Source organism: Streptomyces sp. NPDC101118 (assembly GCF_044759445.1).
Classification (GTDB): domain Bacteria; phylum Actinomycetota; class Actinomycetes; order Streptomycetales; family Streptomycetaceae; genus Streptomyces.
In genome coordinates this window covers 106,115-119,640 of the sequence record NZ_JBIVZG010000017.1, presented here as the reverse complement: position 1 = coordinate 119,640, position 13,526 = coordinate 106,115, and the positions used below count along the sequence as shown (strand labels likewise).

The 13,526-nt window shown below is 74.8% G+C and carries 15 protein-coding genes; 3 read left to right on the top strand and 12 right to left on the bottom strand.

Translation table 11 applies throughout. The annotated features are described in order from the left end of the window. Window positions 1-17: 17 nt before the first annotated feature. From ACIQUQ_RS25375 to ACIQUQ_RS25350, 6 genes are all read right to left on the bottom strand, one after another. Window positions 18-932 carry a hypothetical protein gene (locus ACIQUQ_RS25375; protein WP_403979933.1) on the bottom strand — a complete coding sequence of 305 codons (915 nt, stop codon included), beginning with the start codon at window positions 930-932 and terminating at the stop codon, window positions 18-20. 60 nt (window positions 933-992) lie between these two features. Further along, window positions 993-1,595: a dihydrofolate reductase family protein gene (locus tag ACIQUQ_RS25370; protein WP_403979931.1), complete on the bottom strand. Its 603-nt coding sequence runs from the start codon at window positions 1,593-1,595 to the stop codon at window positions 993-995. Then, window positions 1,592-2,197, bottom strand: a complete 606-nt coding sequence (locus tag ACIQUQ_RS25365; RefSeq protein WP_403979928.1) for a helix-turn-helix domain-containing protein — start codon at window positions 2,195-2,197, stop codon at window positions 1,592-1,594. The genes ACIQUQ_RS25370 and ACIQUQ_RS25365 overlap by 4 nt, the downstream gene beginning before the upstream one ends. Before the next feature lie 120 nt (window positions 2,198-2,317). Beyond that, window positions 2,318-3,175, bottom strand: coding sequence for a VOC family protein (locus ACIQUQ_RS25360; RefSeq protein ID WP_403979926.1), 858 nt, complete (start codon window positions 3,173-3,175; stop codon window positions 2,318-2,320). A gap of 193 nt (window positions 3,176-3,368) precedes the next feature. Continuing rightward, window positions 3,369-4,058 carry a response regulator gene (locus tag ACIQUQ_RS25355; RefSeq protein ID WP_403979923.1) on the bottom strand — a complete coding sequence of 230 codons (690 nt, stop codon included), beginning with the start codon at window positions 4,056-4,058 and terminating at the stop codon, window positions 3,369-3,371. Further along, a complete protein-coding gene (locus tag ACIQUQ_RS25350) occupies window positions 4,055-5,659 on the bottom strand; it encodes an ATP-binding protein (protein ID WP_403979921.1) in 1,605 nt (534 codons plus the stop codon). Before ACIQUQ_RS25350 ends, ACIQUQ_RS25355 begins: the two co-directional genes overlap by 4 nt. A 154-nt stretch (window positions 5,660-5,813) precedes the next feature. On the opposite strand from ACIQUQ_RS25350, the gene ACIQUQ_RS25345 reads away from it, so the two are divergent. Continuing rightward, the gene (locus tag ACIQUQ_RS25345; RefSeq protein ID WP_403979919.1) at window positions 5,814-7,196 is read left to right on the top strand and encodes a cation:dicarboxylate symporter family transporter; all 1,383 of its coding nucleotides are present in this window, start codon (window positions 5,814-5,816) and stop codon (window positions 7,194-7,196) included. A gap of 296 nt (window positions 7,197-7,492) precedes the next feature. Next, window positions 7,493-9,151: a sigma-70 family RNA polymerase sigma factor gene (locus ACIQUQ_RS25340; RefSeq protein ID WP_403979917.1), complete on the top strand. Its 1,659-nt coding sequence runs from the start codon at window positions 7,493-7,495 to the stop codon at window positions 9,149-9,151. A gap of 125 nt (window positions 9,152-9,276) precedes the next feature. Here ACIQUQ_RS25340 and ACIQUQ_RS25335 read toward each other — a convergent pair whose 3' ends face one another. The 4 genes from ACIQUQ_RS25335 to ACIQUQ_RS25320 all read right to left on the bottom strand — a co-directional run bounded on the left by ACIQUQ_RS25335 (window position 9,277) and on the right by ACIQUQ_RS25320 (window position 11,483). Then, window positions 9,277-9,651, bottom strand: a complete 375-nt coding sequence (locus ACIQUQ_RS25335) for a hypothetical protein (protein WP_403672543.1) — start codon at window positions 9,649-9,651, stop codon at window positions 9,277-9,279. Between the two features lie 107 nt (window positions 9,652-9,758). Further along, window positions 9,759-10,148, bottom strand: coding sequence for a roadblock/LC7 domain-containing protein (locus tag ACIQUQ_RS25330; protein WP_403672540.1), 390 nt, complete (start codon window positions 10,146-10,148; stop codon window positions 9,759-9,761). Window positions 10,149-10,254: 106 nt separating this feature from the next. Then, window positions 10,255-11,031: a transcriptional regulator gene (locus tag ACIQUQ_RS25325; protein WP_403979915.1), complete on the bottom strand. Its 777-nt coding sequence runs from the start codon at window positions 11,029-11,031 to the stop codon at window positions 10,255-10,257. After that, window positions 11,028-11,483: a hypothetical protein gene (locus tag ACIQUQ_RS25320; protein WP_403979913.1), complete on the bottom strand. Its 456-nt coding sequence runs from the start codon at window positions 11,481-11,483 to the stop codon at window positions 11,028-11,030. The genes ACIQUQ_RS25325 and ACIQUQ_RS25320 overlap by 4 nt, the downstream gene beginning before the upstream one ends. A 285-nt stretch (window positions 11,484-11,768) precedes the next feature. On the opposite strand from ACIQUQ_RS25320, the gene ACIQUQ_RS25315 reads away from it, so the two are divergent. Further along, a complete protein-coding gene (locus tag ACIQUQ_RS25315) occupies window positions 11,769-12,233 on the top strand; it encodes a PaaI family thioesterase (protein WP_403979911.1) in 465 nt (154 codons plus the stop codon). Window positions 12,234-12,303: 70 nt separating this feature from the next. On the opposite strand, the gene ACIQUQ_RS25310 is transcribed toward ACIQUQ_RS25315, so the two are convergent. Both ACIQUQ_RS25310 and ACIQUQ_RS25305 read right to left on the bottom strand, forming a co-directional pair. Next, a complete protein-coding gene (locus ACIQUQ_RS25310) occupies window positions 12,304-12,702 on the bottom strand; it encodes a VOC family protein (RefSeq protein WP_403979909.1) in 399 nt (132 codons plus the stop codon). 66 nt (window positions 12,703-12,768) lie between these two features. Then, window positions 12,769-13,476, bottom strand: a complete 708-nt coding sequence (locus ACIQUQ_RS25305) for a (2Fe-2S)-binding protein (protein WP_403979907.1) — start codon at window positions 13,474-13,476, stop codon at window positions 12,769-12,771. Window positions 13,477-13,526 lie beyond the last annotated feature (50 nt).

Genomic DNA, 13,526 nt, shown 5'->3' with positions numbered 1-13,526 from the left:
CCGAGTCCACTTCCAGATTACGCCGCTCCCCCGCCACCGCCCCCGGACCCCTCGGACCCGAACACCCGGCGGACGGCCACCACACGCACCGCCGCATGCACCGCCGTGCCGGTGCGGGCCAGCGCAACCAGCCCGGGGGCGGTCCCGGCGTACGCCTCACCGTCCCCGGTCCGGTCCCGCTCCCTGGCACCCGCTGCGGTCAGGAACGGCGCGGCCTGGGCCGCCGGCCCGGCGCCGAGCGGCTCGGTCAGCACCCGCCGCCCGTCGGGCAGCTCCACGGCCAGCGCCTTGGGCAGCGAGGCCGCCCCGGTGTAGCCCACCACCGGCAGCTCGGCGCTCTCGGAGTGCCGCAGGCACCGCCAGTCCGCCGCGCCCGGCCGGTACGGAGAGTCCTCGGGCTTGGCGATGACGCCCTCGATGCCCTGGTCGCGCAGCGCCTCGTACCAGATGAGCGCGGTCTCGTGGTCGTCCGTGGCGGGCACCGGCTGGACCGGGGGCACCGGCTCGCCGAGGACGTCCAGCAGCAGCCCCCGGCGCTCGGCGTAGCCCAGGGCCCGCACGTCGCCGTGGACGGGGTGGGCGAGCAGGTCGAAGACGGCGTACGAGGCGGGCAGCGTCCCGGCCAGCTCGCGGGCCCGGACGGGACTGGCCCCGGCCCGCGCGTGCACGGCGGCCGGGTCCAGGCAGCCGTCGCGCCAGATGACCGCCACCCCGTCGACGACGGTGCCGGGCGGCAGCCGGGTGGCGGCGTGCACCAGGTCGGGCCAGAGGGCGGTGACGGTCCGGCCGGTGCCGGTGTGCAGCCGTACCGCGCCCTCCTCCCGGAAGAGCAGGGTGCGCTGGCCGTCGAACTCCGGCTCGTACCACCATCCCGGGCCGCCGGGCAGGTCGGGAACGGTCTGGGCCCGGAGCGGGCGCACGGGGAACTCCATGTGCCCAGCATCTGGATCTTGGGCGCGAACGCCACCCCGACGGGCCGGGAAGTGGCGCGATCAGCCCTGGCCCGGGAGCCCGATGGCGTAGGTGTGCTGGACGAAGCCGGCACCGAGCACCCGGCTCTCCCGGTGGACCAGGTCGATGTCGCGGCCGGTGGCGCCGAACAGGGGAAGGCCCTCGCCGAGCAGCACGGGCACGGTGGTGAGGCACAGCTCGTCCACGAGCCCCTCCCGCAGGAAGGTCTGGATGACCCGGCCGCCGTCCACGTACACGTTGCGGGCGCCGTCGGCGGCCAGCGCGTCGAGCAGGGCGTCGAGGGTGCGGTGGACGGTGACGTTCGGGTCCTCGGTGACCAGGGTGCCGCTCAGGACGGCGACGCGCTTGCCCTCGTAGGGCCAGAAGCCGAAGGTGAGCACCTTCTCGTAGGTGCCACGGCCCATGACGAGGGTGTCGATTCCGGCGAAGAAGGCGTCGTAGCCCACGTCGGCGCTGCTGCCGGCCTGTTCGCCGCGGCCGGTGAGCCACTCGATGTCGCCGTCCGGGCGGGCTATGAAGCCGTCGAGGCTGGTGGCGATGAACACCAGGCCGCGGAAGGCGCGCTCCCGGGCGGGTGCGGCAGGCGCGTCGGGGCGGGCGGCGTGCGTACGGGAGCTGGTCATGCGTCCTCCTGGGGGTGGGCGAGGTGGGGGGCGAGTACGGCGTCGAGCGTGGTGCGCAGCCGGTCGAGGAGGGTGCCGCGCCGGTCGACGGCCCACAGCACCCCGCAGCCGGTGGTGGCCGCCCGGACGGTGGCGGCGAGGGCGGCCGGGTCCGTGCCGGGGCGGAGCAGACCGGCGTCCGCCGCCTCGGCGAGCAGTCCCGTGACGCGGGCGGCGTGGTCCTGCTCCGCGGCGAGCGCCCGGGCGCGGAACTCGTCGTCCGCGAGGTCGGCGCAGAGGAAGGCCAGGTGGTGGGCGTACGCCTCCGGAGTGGTCATCGGGGCGTGCAGGGCCGCCAGGAACGCCGCCAGGACGTCCAGGGGCGAGTCGTGGGCGGCCCGCAGATCTGCGGCGAGCTGTTCGGTGTCCGCGGCGGAGTGCGCGGCGAGGGCGAGCAGCAGGCCGCGCTTGGAGCCGAAGCGCTGCACGAGCGTGCCGGGTACGAGCCCCACCTCGCGGGCCACGAGGGCCAGCGTCAGCTTCGCCGGGCCGACCCGGCCCATCACGTCCACCGCGGCGCGCAGGATCACCGCGTCGTCCACGCCCCTGGGCCGTCCGGCCATGCCCGTCCCTCCGATTTAATAAATGCACGTGCATTTATTAAACCACGCGGCGGCAGGGGCGCGCCGCGGACGCAGGGGCGGGGCGCAGGGCGGGCGGGGCGGGCGGAGCCCCCGCCCGCGTCAGTCCAGGGGCCCGGCCGGGCTGCCGGCCCCCGCGGCCGCGACCGGCGCCTCGGCCAGGTCGGCGGGGAGCGGGGCGGTGACCGTGAACAGGGCGCCCTCGGGGTCCCGCAGGGTGATCCAGTTGTGCGTGCCGTCGGCGCGTACGGGCGTGACCGCGGTGCCCCCGAGGAGCGTGGCGGTGTCGATGGCCCGGGACAGGTCGGGCACCCGGAAGTGCACGTGCCAGCGCGGCCTGACCTGCGGGTCAGGCGCCTCGTCGACGGCGCCGCCGCGGATCCGGGCCACCGCCCCGGTCCCGTGGCGCAGGACCACGTGGTCACTCTCGTACGAGACCTCGCAGCAGCCCTCGCGGCCGCTGGCCCAGTCGAGGACCTCGGCGTAGAAGATCGCCGCGGCGAACGCGTCCCGCGTGTAGAGCTCCAGGCAGGCGGGGGCGCGGCTGCGGCCGACCGCCCAGTCCCTGATCACCCGGCCCTGCCAGATGCCGAAGATCGCGCCGTCCCGGTCGGCGGCGAGGGCCGCACGGCCCAGGCCGAACGAGAGCGGGCCCACGGCGACGGTGGCGCTGCGCTCGCGAATCTTTGCGGCCGTCGCGTCCGCGTCGGCCACGGCGAAGTACGGGATCCAGGCCACCGATACCGCGAAGCTCTCGGCGAGCGCCCCGATGCCCGCGACGGGCGCTCCGTTCACGAAGGCCACGCTGAAGGCGTCCCCGAGCCGGCCTGGGCGGAAGTGCCACCCCAGGACCGCTCCGTAGAAGTGCTGGGCCGCCTCCAGGTCACGCGCGGTGAGGCTGACCCAGCACGGCGCACCGAAGACGTCCTCGCTCGACGTCGGCACGACTGTCACCCCCATCCGGCGCTGTCGGGTTGCTACTGCCAACGCTACCCCTGCCCGACGCCGTCACACGGGAGGCCGGGCGGCCGGGGCGCCGCCGGGCCCGTGGGGGCGGGCTTCGGGGTCCCGGCGGGGCGGGCGGCCGCACCCGGCGCGGCGGCCCGCGAAAACGGCGCTGCGGAGGGGCGGGCCGCCGGAACCGCACACCGGTTCAGCGGGACTCGGGCAGCCAGCGGTAGTGCAGTTCCGGACGGCCCACCTGGCCGTACTGGGGGCTGCGGCCGGCCCGCCCGGAGTCGACCAGGTACTCCAGGTAGCGGCGGGCGGTGATCCGGGAGATGCCGGCGGTCCCGGCGAGGGCCGCGGCGGTCAGGCCCTCGTCGGAGTCCCGCAGGATCGAGGTGACCCGGTCGAGGGTGGGGGCGCTGAGCCCCTTGGGCAGCGCGGCGGGCTGCGGGGCGCGGAGGGCGGACAGGGCCCGGTCCACCTCGTCCTGGCCGCTCGCCTCGCCGGCCGCGGCGCGGAACTCGGCGTACCGCAGCAGCCGGTCCCGCAGCGTCGGGAAGGCGAAGGGCTTCAGTACGTACTGCACGACGCCCAGCGAGACGCTCTCCCGCACCACCGCGAGGTCCCGCGCCGAGGTCACCACGATCACGTCCACCGGGTGCCCGGCGGCCCGCACCGCCCGGGCCAGCCGCAGGCCGTGCCCGTCCGGCAGGTAGAGGTCCAGCAGGAGCAGGTCGGCCCGGGTGCGCTCCAGCTCGCGGCGGGCCGCCGCGGCGGTGTGGCAGACGCCGGCCACCTCGAAGCCCGGGACCCGGCCCACGTACAGGGCATGGGCGTCCGCGGCCACCGGGTCGTCCTCGACCACCAGCACCCGTACCGGGTCCGCGGTGCTCACCCGCCGGCCCCCGTCCGGGGGCCGGCGCCGTCGGGGAGGGGCAGCCGGGCGGTGAACTCGGCGCCGCCGGACGCGGTGTGCGCGGCGGTCACGGTGCCGCCGTGGCGGCGCACGGCCTGCTCGACCAGGGCGAGGCCCAGGCCGCGGCCGGGTCCCTTCTCCGACCAGCCGCGCCGGAACACCTCGGCGCCGGCCGGGAGGCCCGGCCCGTTGTCCGCCACCCGCAGCACCAGGGTGCCCGGCTCCGCGTCGGTGCCGGCCGTGACCGTGACCCGCGCCCCGGGGGTGCCGGTCACGGCGTCGACGGCGTTGTCGACCAGGTTGCCCAGGACCGTCACCAGGTCCCGTACGGGCAGGGCGCCCGGGGCCCCGATCCGCGACTCGGGGGCCACCACCAGCTCCACGCCCCGCTCGTGCGCCTGGGCCGCCTTGCCCAGCAGCAGGGCCGCCAGCACCGGCTCGTCCACCGCGGCGACCACCTGGTCGGTGAGGGCCTGGGCCAGCTCCAGTTCGGCGGTGGCGAACTCCACCGCCTCCCCGGTGCGCCCGAGTTCGATCAGGGAGACCACCGTGTGCAGCCGGTTCGCGGCCTCGTGCGCCTGCGAGCGGAGCGCCTGGGTGAAGCCCCGCTCGTGGTCCAGCTCCCCGGCCAGGGACTGGAGTTCGGTGTGGTCGCGCAGGGTGGCCACGGTGCCCCGGCGCCCGCCGCCGGCGACCGGCGCGGTGCTGACCACCAGGACCCGCTCGGCGGTCAGGTGCACCTCGTCGAGCCGGGGCTCGGCGGCCAGCAGGGCGCCGGTCAGCGGTGCGGGCAGGCCGAGTTCCGCCACGTTGCGCCCCAGCACGTCGGCGTCGCGCACCCCGAGCAGCTCCCGCGCCCCGTCGTTGACCAGCAGGACCCGGCGCTGCCCGTCGAGCATCACCAGGCCCTCGCGGACCGCGTGCAGGGTGGCCTGGTGGTAGTCGTACACCCGGCTGAGTTCGGCGGCGTTCATGCCGTGCGTGTGACGGCGCAGCCGGGCGTTGATCACGTACGTGCCGAGGCCGCCCAAGACCAGGGCGCCGGCCGCCACCCAGGCGAGGGCGGCGACCTCGCCGGCCACCCGGTCGCCGATCGACTCCACCGTGATGCCGGCGGCGACCAGGCCGGTGATCCGTCCGCCGTCGCGGATCGGGGTGACCACCCGGATGGAGGGGCCGAGCGTGCCGGTGTACGTCTCGCTGAACGTCCGCCCGCGCAGTGCGGGCCCGGTGTTGCCGAGGAAGCGCTCGCCGATCCGGCGGGGGTCGCGGTGCGTCCAGCGCACCCCGGCCGGGTCCATGATCGTGACGAAGTCGACGCCGGAGTCGACGCGGACCTGCTCGGCGTACGGCTGGAGGGCTCCCGACGGGTCGGTGCCGCGCACGGCGTCGCGCACCGAGGGGGCGTCCGCCACCGAGCGGGCCACGGCGCGCGCCTGGAGCCCGGCGGACTCCTCGGCGCGGGCTCGGGCGTTGACGTACGCGAGGAAGGCGCACCCGGCCACCACGACGGCGATCAGCACGGCCTGCACGGCGAAGAGCTGGCCGGCCAGGCTGCGCGGGCGGGGGATGCGGAGCATGCGCGTCAGTCTGCACCGGCCGGTGAACGAAATGAACGCAAGGGTGACCGCGGTCACAGGGCTGGTGGATAGTCGCCGGGACCCCCCGCCGGAACGTGAGCCGCGTGGGCGGCGGGCCGGGTCCGGGACAGATGCGCGACTTCAGGAGACTTTCGTGGCCGTACTCGAGCGGGACAGCAGCCGGCGTCGGGACAGAACGCACTACCTCTACCTCGCGGTGATCGCCGCAGTGGTGCTCGGCATCGCCGTGGGCTTCGCCGCCCCGGGGGTGGCCGTCGAGCTCAAGCCGCTCGGCACCGGTTTCGTGAACCTGATCAAGATGATGATCTCCCCGATCATCTTCTGCACGATCGTGCTCGGGGTGGGCTCGGTACGCAAGGCGGCCAAGGTGGGCGCCGTCGGCGGTCTGGCGCTCGGCTACTTCATGGTCATGTCCACCGTGGCGCTGGCCATCGGCCTGCTCGTCGGCAACCTGCTGGAGCCGGGCAGCGGGCTGCACCTGACCGAGGCCGTGCGGCACGCCGGCGAGGAGCAGGCGAAGAACGGCGGCGCGGAGAGCACCGCCGAGTTCCTGCTCGGCATCATTCCGACCACCCTGGTCTCCGCGTTCACCGGCGGCGAGGTGCTGCAGACCCTGCTGGTGGCCCTGCTGTGCGGGTTCGCGCTCCAGGCCATGGGCACCGCGGGCGAGCCGGTCCTGCGCGGGATCGGACACGTGCAGCGGCTGGTCTTCCGGGTGCTGGCGATGATCATGTGGGCGGCTCCGGTCGGCGCCTTCGGCGCGATCGCCGCCGTGGTCGGCGCCACGGGGACGGACGCGCTGAAGTCCCTCGCCGTGATCATGATCGGCTTCTACACGACCTGTCTGCTCTTCGTCTTCGTGGTGCTGGGCACGCTGCTGCGGGTGTGCACCGGGATCAGCGTGTTCGCGCTGCTGAAGTACCTGGGCCGGGAGTTCCTGCTGATCCTCTCCACCTCGTCCTCGGAGTCGGCGCTGCCGCGGCTGATCGCCAAGATGGAGCACCTGGGCGTCTCCAAGCCGGTCACCGGCATCACGGTGCCCACGGGGTACTCCTTCAACCTCGACGGCACCGCGATCTACCTGACGATGGCCTCGCTGTTCGTCGCCGAGGCCATGGGCAACCCGCTCTCGATCGGCGAGCAGGTCTCCCTGCTGGTCTTCATGGTGATCGCCTCGAAGGGCGCCGCGGGCGTGACGGGCGCCGGCCTGGCCACCCTGGCCGGCGGCCTGCAGTCGCACCGGCCGGAGCTGGTGGACGGCGTGGGCCTGATCGTGGGCATCGACCGGTTCATGAGCGAGGCACGGGCCCTGACGAACTTCGCGGGCAACGCGGTGGCCACCGTGCTGATCGGCACCTGGACGAAGGAGTTCGACCGGGCACGGGCCGCCGAGGTGCTGGCGGGCCGGCTGCCCTTCGACGAGACCACCCTGCTCGACGACGGCCACGGCCCCGCCCCGGAGGCCGCCGTACCCGCCCCCGGCACTCCGCCCGAGGCGCAGCCGGTCAAGGCCTGACCCGCGGGGGCGGCCGTACGGCGCCCCCGCCCCGGCCCGAGTGGCGGACGTCACGCGGGCAGAACACCCCGAATCCCCCCCACGGGACCCCCCGGACCCCTCGGCAACGAGGGGTCCGGGGCTGTGGGCGCCCGGAAACCGGGGTAGCGTGTCGGCCGCCCGTTCGGACGCCGGGCGCCCGTCCCGGAAAACCGGGCGGGAAAGTTCCGGCGGTTTTCGTTATCGGGCGGATGCCCTGCGGTCTCCCAGGTGTTGGGCATCGACAGCAGCAGGGGACAGGCAGGGTGATTCCGAACATGAGCGGACAGCACGGTACAGATCTGGTCAGAGCGGCACAGAGTGGTGACCTGCAGGCGCAGGACCAGCTGGTCGCCGCCTACCTGCCGTTGGTCTACAACATCGTCGGCCGTGCCATGAACGGCCACCACGACGTGGACGACGTGGTGCAGGAGACCATGCTGAAGGCCCTGGACGGGCTCGGCACGCTGCGCTCCCCCGACAGCTTCCGCTCCTGGCTCGTGGCCATCGCGATGAACGTGCTCCGCAGCCACTGGCACGCGCAGCAGACCGGGTACGGCAGCGGACCGCTGGACGACGCGCGGCACCTGGCCGACCCCGGAGCCGACTTCGTCGACCTCACCGTCGTACGCCTGAACCTGTCCGGACAGCGCCGGGAGACCGCCGAGGCCACCCGGTGGATGGAACCCGAGGACAGCGCCCTGCTCTCCCTCTGGTGGCTGGAGTGCGCGGGCGAGCTCACCCGCCAGGAGGTGGCCGCCGCGCTGGGCCTGTCGCCGCAGCACACCGCCGTACGGGTGCAGCGGATGAAGGCGCAGCTGGAGGCCGCACGGGTGGTCGTACGGGCGCTCGGCGCGAACCCCCTGTGCCCGCAGCTCCGCGCCGAGACGGGTGTCTGGGACGGCCGGCCGTCGGCGCTGTGGCGCAAGCGAATAGCCAGGCACGCCCGGTCCTGCGCGCACTGTGCCGGGCTGTGGCACGGCCTGATGCCCGCCGAGGGGCTGCTCGCCGGTCTGCTGCTGGTGCCCCCGTCGGCGCTGCTGGCCACGCAGGTCCAGGAGGCGGTCGGCTGGTCCGCCGGCGCCGCCGCGGCCGCCTCGGACACGACGTCCCTCACTCCGGCGGGCGCGTCCCGTCCGCTGTCGTCGGTCCACCACGAGGGCGCGGGCCCGGGCCGGGCGGCCCGCCGCCGGCAGGCCCGCGGACGGCGCCGTACCGCGGTGGCGGCCGGTGTCGCGGTGGTGGCGCTCGGCGGCGGCGCCTTCTACTTCGTGGCCGCGCCGCACGACGGCGACGAGGCCGGCCGGGTCGACGCCACCCGCGCCGCCGCGCTGCCGGCGAGCCCGCTGTCCTCCGCCGCCTCCCCGTCGGCCTCCGCCTCTCCGTCCGCCTCGCCCTCGCCGAGCGCCTCGGTGTCGAAGAGCCCCAGCGCGAAGCCCTCCCCCAGCCCCACCACGGCGAAGCCCACGCCCACGAAGGCCCCGACCCGCAAGACCACGGCCCCGGCGCCCCGGCCGACCCGGACCGGCGGTGGCGGCTCGGGCGGCACGGGCACCGGCGGGAGCACCGCGCAGCAGGTGATCAGCCTGGTGAACGCGGAGCGGTCCAAGGCGGGCTGCGGCCCGCTGAAGGCGAACTCGCTGCTGACGCAGGCCGCGCAGGGCCACTCGGACGACATGGCGGCCCGCAACTTCTTCGACCACACCAACCCCGACGGGGACGGGCCGGGCGAGCGCGTCACGGCGGTGGGCTACCGCTGGTCGACGTACGGCGAGAACATCGCGATGGGCCAGCGGACCGCGGCGGACGTGATGGACGCCTGGATGAACAGCTCCGGCCACCGCGCCAACATCCTCAACTGCTCCTTCAAGGAGATCGGCGTCGGCATCCACTCCGGCGGGGGCCCGTACTGGACGCAGGTGTTCGGCGCGCGCTGAGCCGGCGCCGCGTCGGCTCGGGCGGTCCGGTGGACCCGAACCCGACCCGGACGGCCGCCGGGCCCGTGACGGTGACCGTCACGGGCCCGCAGCCGTGTCGTGTTCCCGTCTCCGCGGGACCCTGGTCAGACGTCCAGCTCGTTCTCGATCTTCCGGAGCTGGTGGCGGGCCATCGCGAGGTTGGCCCGCTGCTTGTCCAGCGCCAGGTAGAGGAAGAGGCCGTCGTTGCCGCGGGCCCGGAGCAGGCGGATGAGGTGGTACTGGCCGCCGAGCGTGATCAGGATGTCCTCGATCTCGTCCTTGAGGCCCAGCATCTCCATGGTGCGGACCTTGGCGCGGACCACGTCGGTGTTGCCCGCCGCGGCGACGTTGAGGTCGAGTTCCTTGCCCCCGCCGATCATGCCCAGGGCCATGCCGCTGGTGTAGTCGACGAGCGCGGCGCCGATGGCGCCGTCGATGAGGGTGGTGGCTTCTTTGAGGGCGGCTTCGGTGGATGCCATGGCTGTCGTACTTCCTTTTCTTGACCGTGCCCGGGGCGGTCCCGGTGGATTCCGGGTCCCGTCGGGCGAACTGCACCGTCTGGTTGGTGTGTCGTACGGAGGAGGGGTCAGGGGTCGCGGCGCGTGAGGGCGCTGTCGACCAGCTCGCCTATGCGGGCGCTGGAGCGGCGGGCCTCCAGGTGGAGGCGGCCGACGTTGATGCGGGGTTCCGCGAGCAGGGTCAGCACGGCGGAGCCGCCTGCGGCGTACGTGGCGACGTACCCGTCCGCGCCGCGCACCAGCAGCTCGCGGAAGTCGCCCTGGCCGGTGGCGTCGGTGAGGCGCTGCGCGACGCCGAGCGCGGCGGCGGTGAGCGCCGCCACGCCCTCGGCCTCGATGGCGGAGGTCTCCTGGGCGAGGACGAGGCCGTCGACGCTGGCCGCGAGGGCGCCGGTCAGCTGGGGCAACCGGGCTCGCAGCCGCCTGAGTTCACCGAGCACCTCGGGCTCTGCCGTCATCAGCTGTCTCCTTTCATGCTGTCTCCTCTCGGCGCGCTGACGCATCGGGAGCCTCATGACGGCCTTCCCGGAGCGGAGCGGCGGGTGGTGCCGAGCGAAGAGGTGGTCACAGGGTTGCCTCCAGGGCGTCACGGAGCCGACGGAGCAGGGCGATGTCCGGGGAGGCGACCTGCGTTACCCATCCGGGGAGGGGTGAAGGAGGTGGGGGCATGGGGTCCTGCGGGGTCTCGACCAGGCCCGTGGCGGCGAGCCGGCGTACCTCCAGGAGGGTGTGGAAGGCGGGGCGGCCCAGCTTCCAGGCGAGGGCCGCCGGTGTGCGGACCCCGTCGGCCGCGCGCAGCAGGGCGCGCTGGCGAGGGGTGACGGTCTGTCCCGGCGCGGCGGCCCGGGGCACCACGGGGGCGGTGTCGAGCACGGGGTAGGGCCAGACGGTGTCGAGGAGTTCCCTGCGGCGTACGGTCTCGCGCTCCACGGCGGCGGCGGAGACCGAGCGCACGGAGCCGATCCAGTGGGTGGCGCCGCGCCGGAAGCGGGTGGGCCCGCTGCCGGGGGCGAGGGCGAAGAACGCCGCGTCGAAGACGGCGCCGAGGTGGCAGATCTCGAGCTCGCCGTCGCCGAGCCGGCCGCTCTCGACCAGGAACCGGCCGACCTCGCGGCGCGGGCCGGCCCGGTCCACGGCCTCCTGCCAGCCCTCGGGGGGCAGCCGGCCGCCGGCCGTCAGCAGGACATCGATCCCGGGGGTGGCGGGGCTCTCGGCGTGCACGATCCGGCCGTCTTCCAGGAAGAGGGTGCCGTGGTCGCGGAGCAGGGCGCCGGTGGCGCGTTCGTCGGCGAGTCGTTGGAGCATCGGGGACACCGTGGTGGCCGCCGCGTGTGCGCTCATCCCAGCACCAGCCGCCCGGCGAGGTCGCGGAGCCGGATCCGGGCGAGGGCGAGGTTGCCCGCGGTGCGGTCCAGCCAGAGGTGGATGAAGACGCTGCTGTCGAAGCTCGTCTCGACGAAGCGGAGCACGTGGTAGCCGGTGCGGGTGGTGACGATCACGTCCTCGACCGGCGGCTCGCCGTCGGGCGGGCCGGGCGGGAGTTCGGGCGGCGCCGGTCTGGCGCTGTGCCGGCCCGACAGGCCGGGGGGCGGTACGCCGATGGCCGAGAAGGACTCGTACTCGGCGGCCGCGCGGGCGAGTTCCGCGGTCTCGGCCGCGGTGGTTTCGTGGTCGCCGACCGGCGAGTCGCCTATCGTGCCCAGTGCGAGACCGCTGCTCCAGTCGACCAGCGCGGCCCCGCGGGCACCAGGCACGGCCATCACTTCGAGCAGACACTCATCGATTCCGGGCACTCGGGCTCCCCTCCCAGCCGCCGTGCGCAGGACGGTCGCGTACGGGCGGCGACACAGACGCTACTCAACGTCGGCGCCGGGTTGGGGAGTTCTGGCAAATTCCATCGGAACATGCCGAAAACCGGTATGGGGGGCCGGAAGCTTGCGGTCCGGCCCGTGCGGAGTCGGTCGTTCCCCGCGCCGTTGCGGGCGCCGCGCCGGGGTGCTCGGCGCGTCCGGGTGGGCAGGGGAACGTGCGTGCTCCGTACCACGGCGGCCCTTCCGCGCAGGGCTTAGGCTCGGGACATGAGCGACGACAGCGGCGGGCCGGGCGGCGCCGGCCCGAGCGGCCTCGACTTCCTGCGTTCGATGGTCGACGGGCGCGTGCCACAGCCGCCGATGGGCCGGACGCTGGGCTTCGCGCTGATCGCCGTCGAACCGGGCACCGCGGTGTTCGAGGGCGAGACCGGCGAGCACCTCTACAACCCGATGGGCACCGTGCACGGCGGCTACCTCGCGACGCTGCTGGACTCGGCCCTGGGCTGCGCGGTGCTGTCGCGGCTGCCCGCGGGTACGGCGTACACGACGGCGCAGCTCAACGTGCACATGATCCGCCCGGTCACCGCCGCCACCGGCAAGCTGCGCGCCACCGGTACGGCCGTCCACGTGGGCCGCACGATCGGCACGGCCGAGGCCCGGGTGGTGGGCGTGGCTGACGGGAGGCTGTACGCCCACGCGACCACGACCTGCGCGATCTTCCCGGCGCGGTAGCGCGGCCGGGGGGTGCGGCGGGGCGGCCGGCAGTGCGGCGGGGCGGGGCCCGCCGCGGGCCGATCAGTCCTCAGTCCTCCGGGGCCGGGTGGTAGAACTCCAGGGCGATGCCGTCCGGATCCTTCACGTTGAGGTGCCACCCGAACGGATCCTCGACGATGCCGGAGTGCGCCGTCTCCTGTTCGTCGAGACGGGCTTCCCAGGCTTCCAGGCCCGCGCGGTCGGCGACCCTGAGGGCCAGGTGGTCGAGTCCGACGCGGGTGGCGTCGAAGGCGTCCGCCTGGTTCGTCGTCCCGTGCGTGCGGAAGCCGATGACCAGCAGGGGCGATGCCACGGCCAGGAACGGGCCGTACTCGTCCTCCACGTCCATCACCGTCTGCGTGTCGAGCAGGCGGTTGTAGAACTCCGCGCTGCGCTTGACGTCGCTCACGGTCAGGCAGACGTGGTCGACACCGGTGACCTCGGGCATGGACGCCACCTCCTCCGGGTGGTGGGCTGTCCCCCCTTCCGATGCTACGCGCCGGGCCTCGGCGGCTCAGGTCTTCGGGGCACGGGAGGAGACGCGGGTGCGGAGGACGCAGTCGCCGCAGAGTCCGCCTCCGGGGACCTGGTAGTAGAGGCAGCAACTGTTGCGCACGAAGGCCGTGCCCAGGCCCGGCTCGTGGATCCAGGTGTGGGCGGCGTCCGCGAGCGGGCCGTCGCCGTCCAGGAGTTCCGCGACGAGGGAGGCCGGGGAGTACGGGGTGCCGGGCGCCCGGTTCTCGAGCACGCGGAGGGCACCGACCAGGGCGGAGGCCGAATTGCCGCGCAGGATCCGGTCGGAGAGCCCGGATCCGGTGCGCAGCCGGGCGTCCAGCACGGGGAGGTTGCCCTCCAGTACGGAGGCGGTCAGGCCCTGGGCCCCCCGCTCGGGGCGGGGCTCGGGATCGGGCAGCCAGAGCGTGAGGGAGCCGCCGGCCGGGAGGTGCCAGAGCACGCGGTCGGGGGCCAGGTCGGGGACCCGGCCGTCGAGGGCGGCGCAGCCCAGGGCGAGGGACCACAGGCGCGAGGCGATGCCGAGGTGGGCGGTGGAGGCGGCGACCCGGGTGCGGGCGGTGCCCGTGCGGCGGGCGGTCTCGGCGACGTATCCGTCGAGCGCGGTCCCGTACAGCTCGGTGAGCGGGCGGTACCCGGCCGGGGGCGCTCCGAGGCCCGCGGTGAAGTACGGCCCGACGGCGGCCAGTCGGCCGAGGGTCTCGATCACGGGCAGCCAGTATGCCGCCGCCCGGACCGTGACCGGGCTCGGGGGGCCGG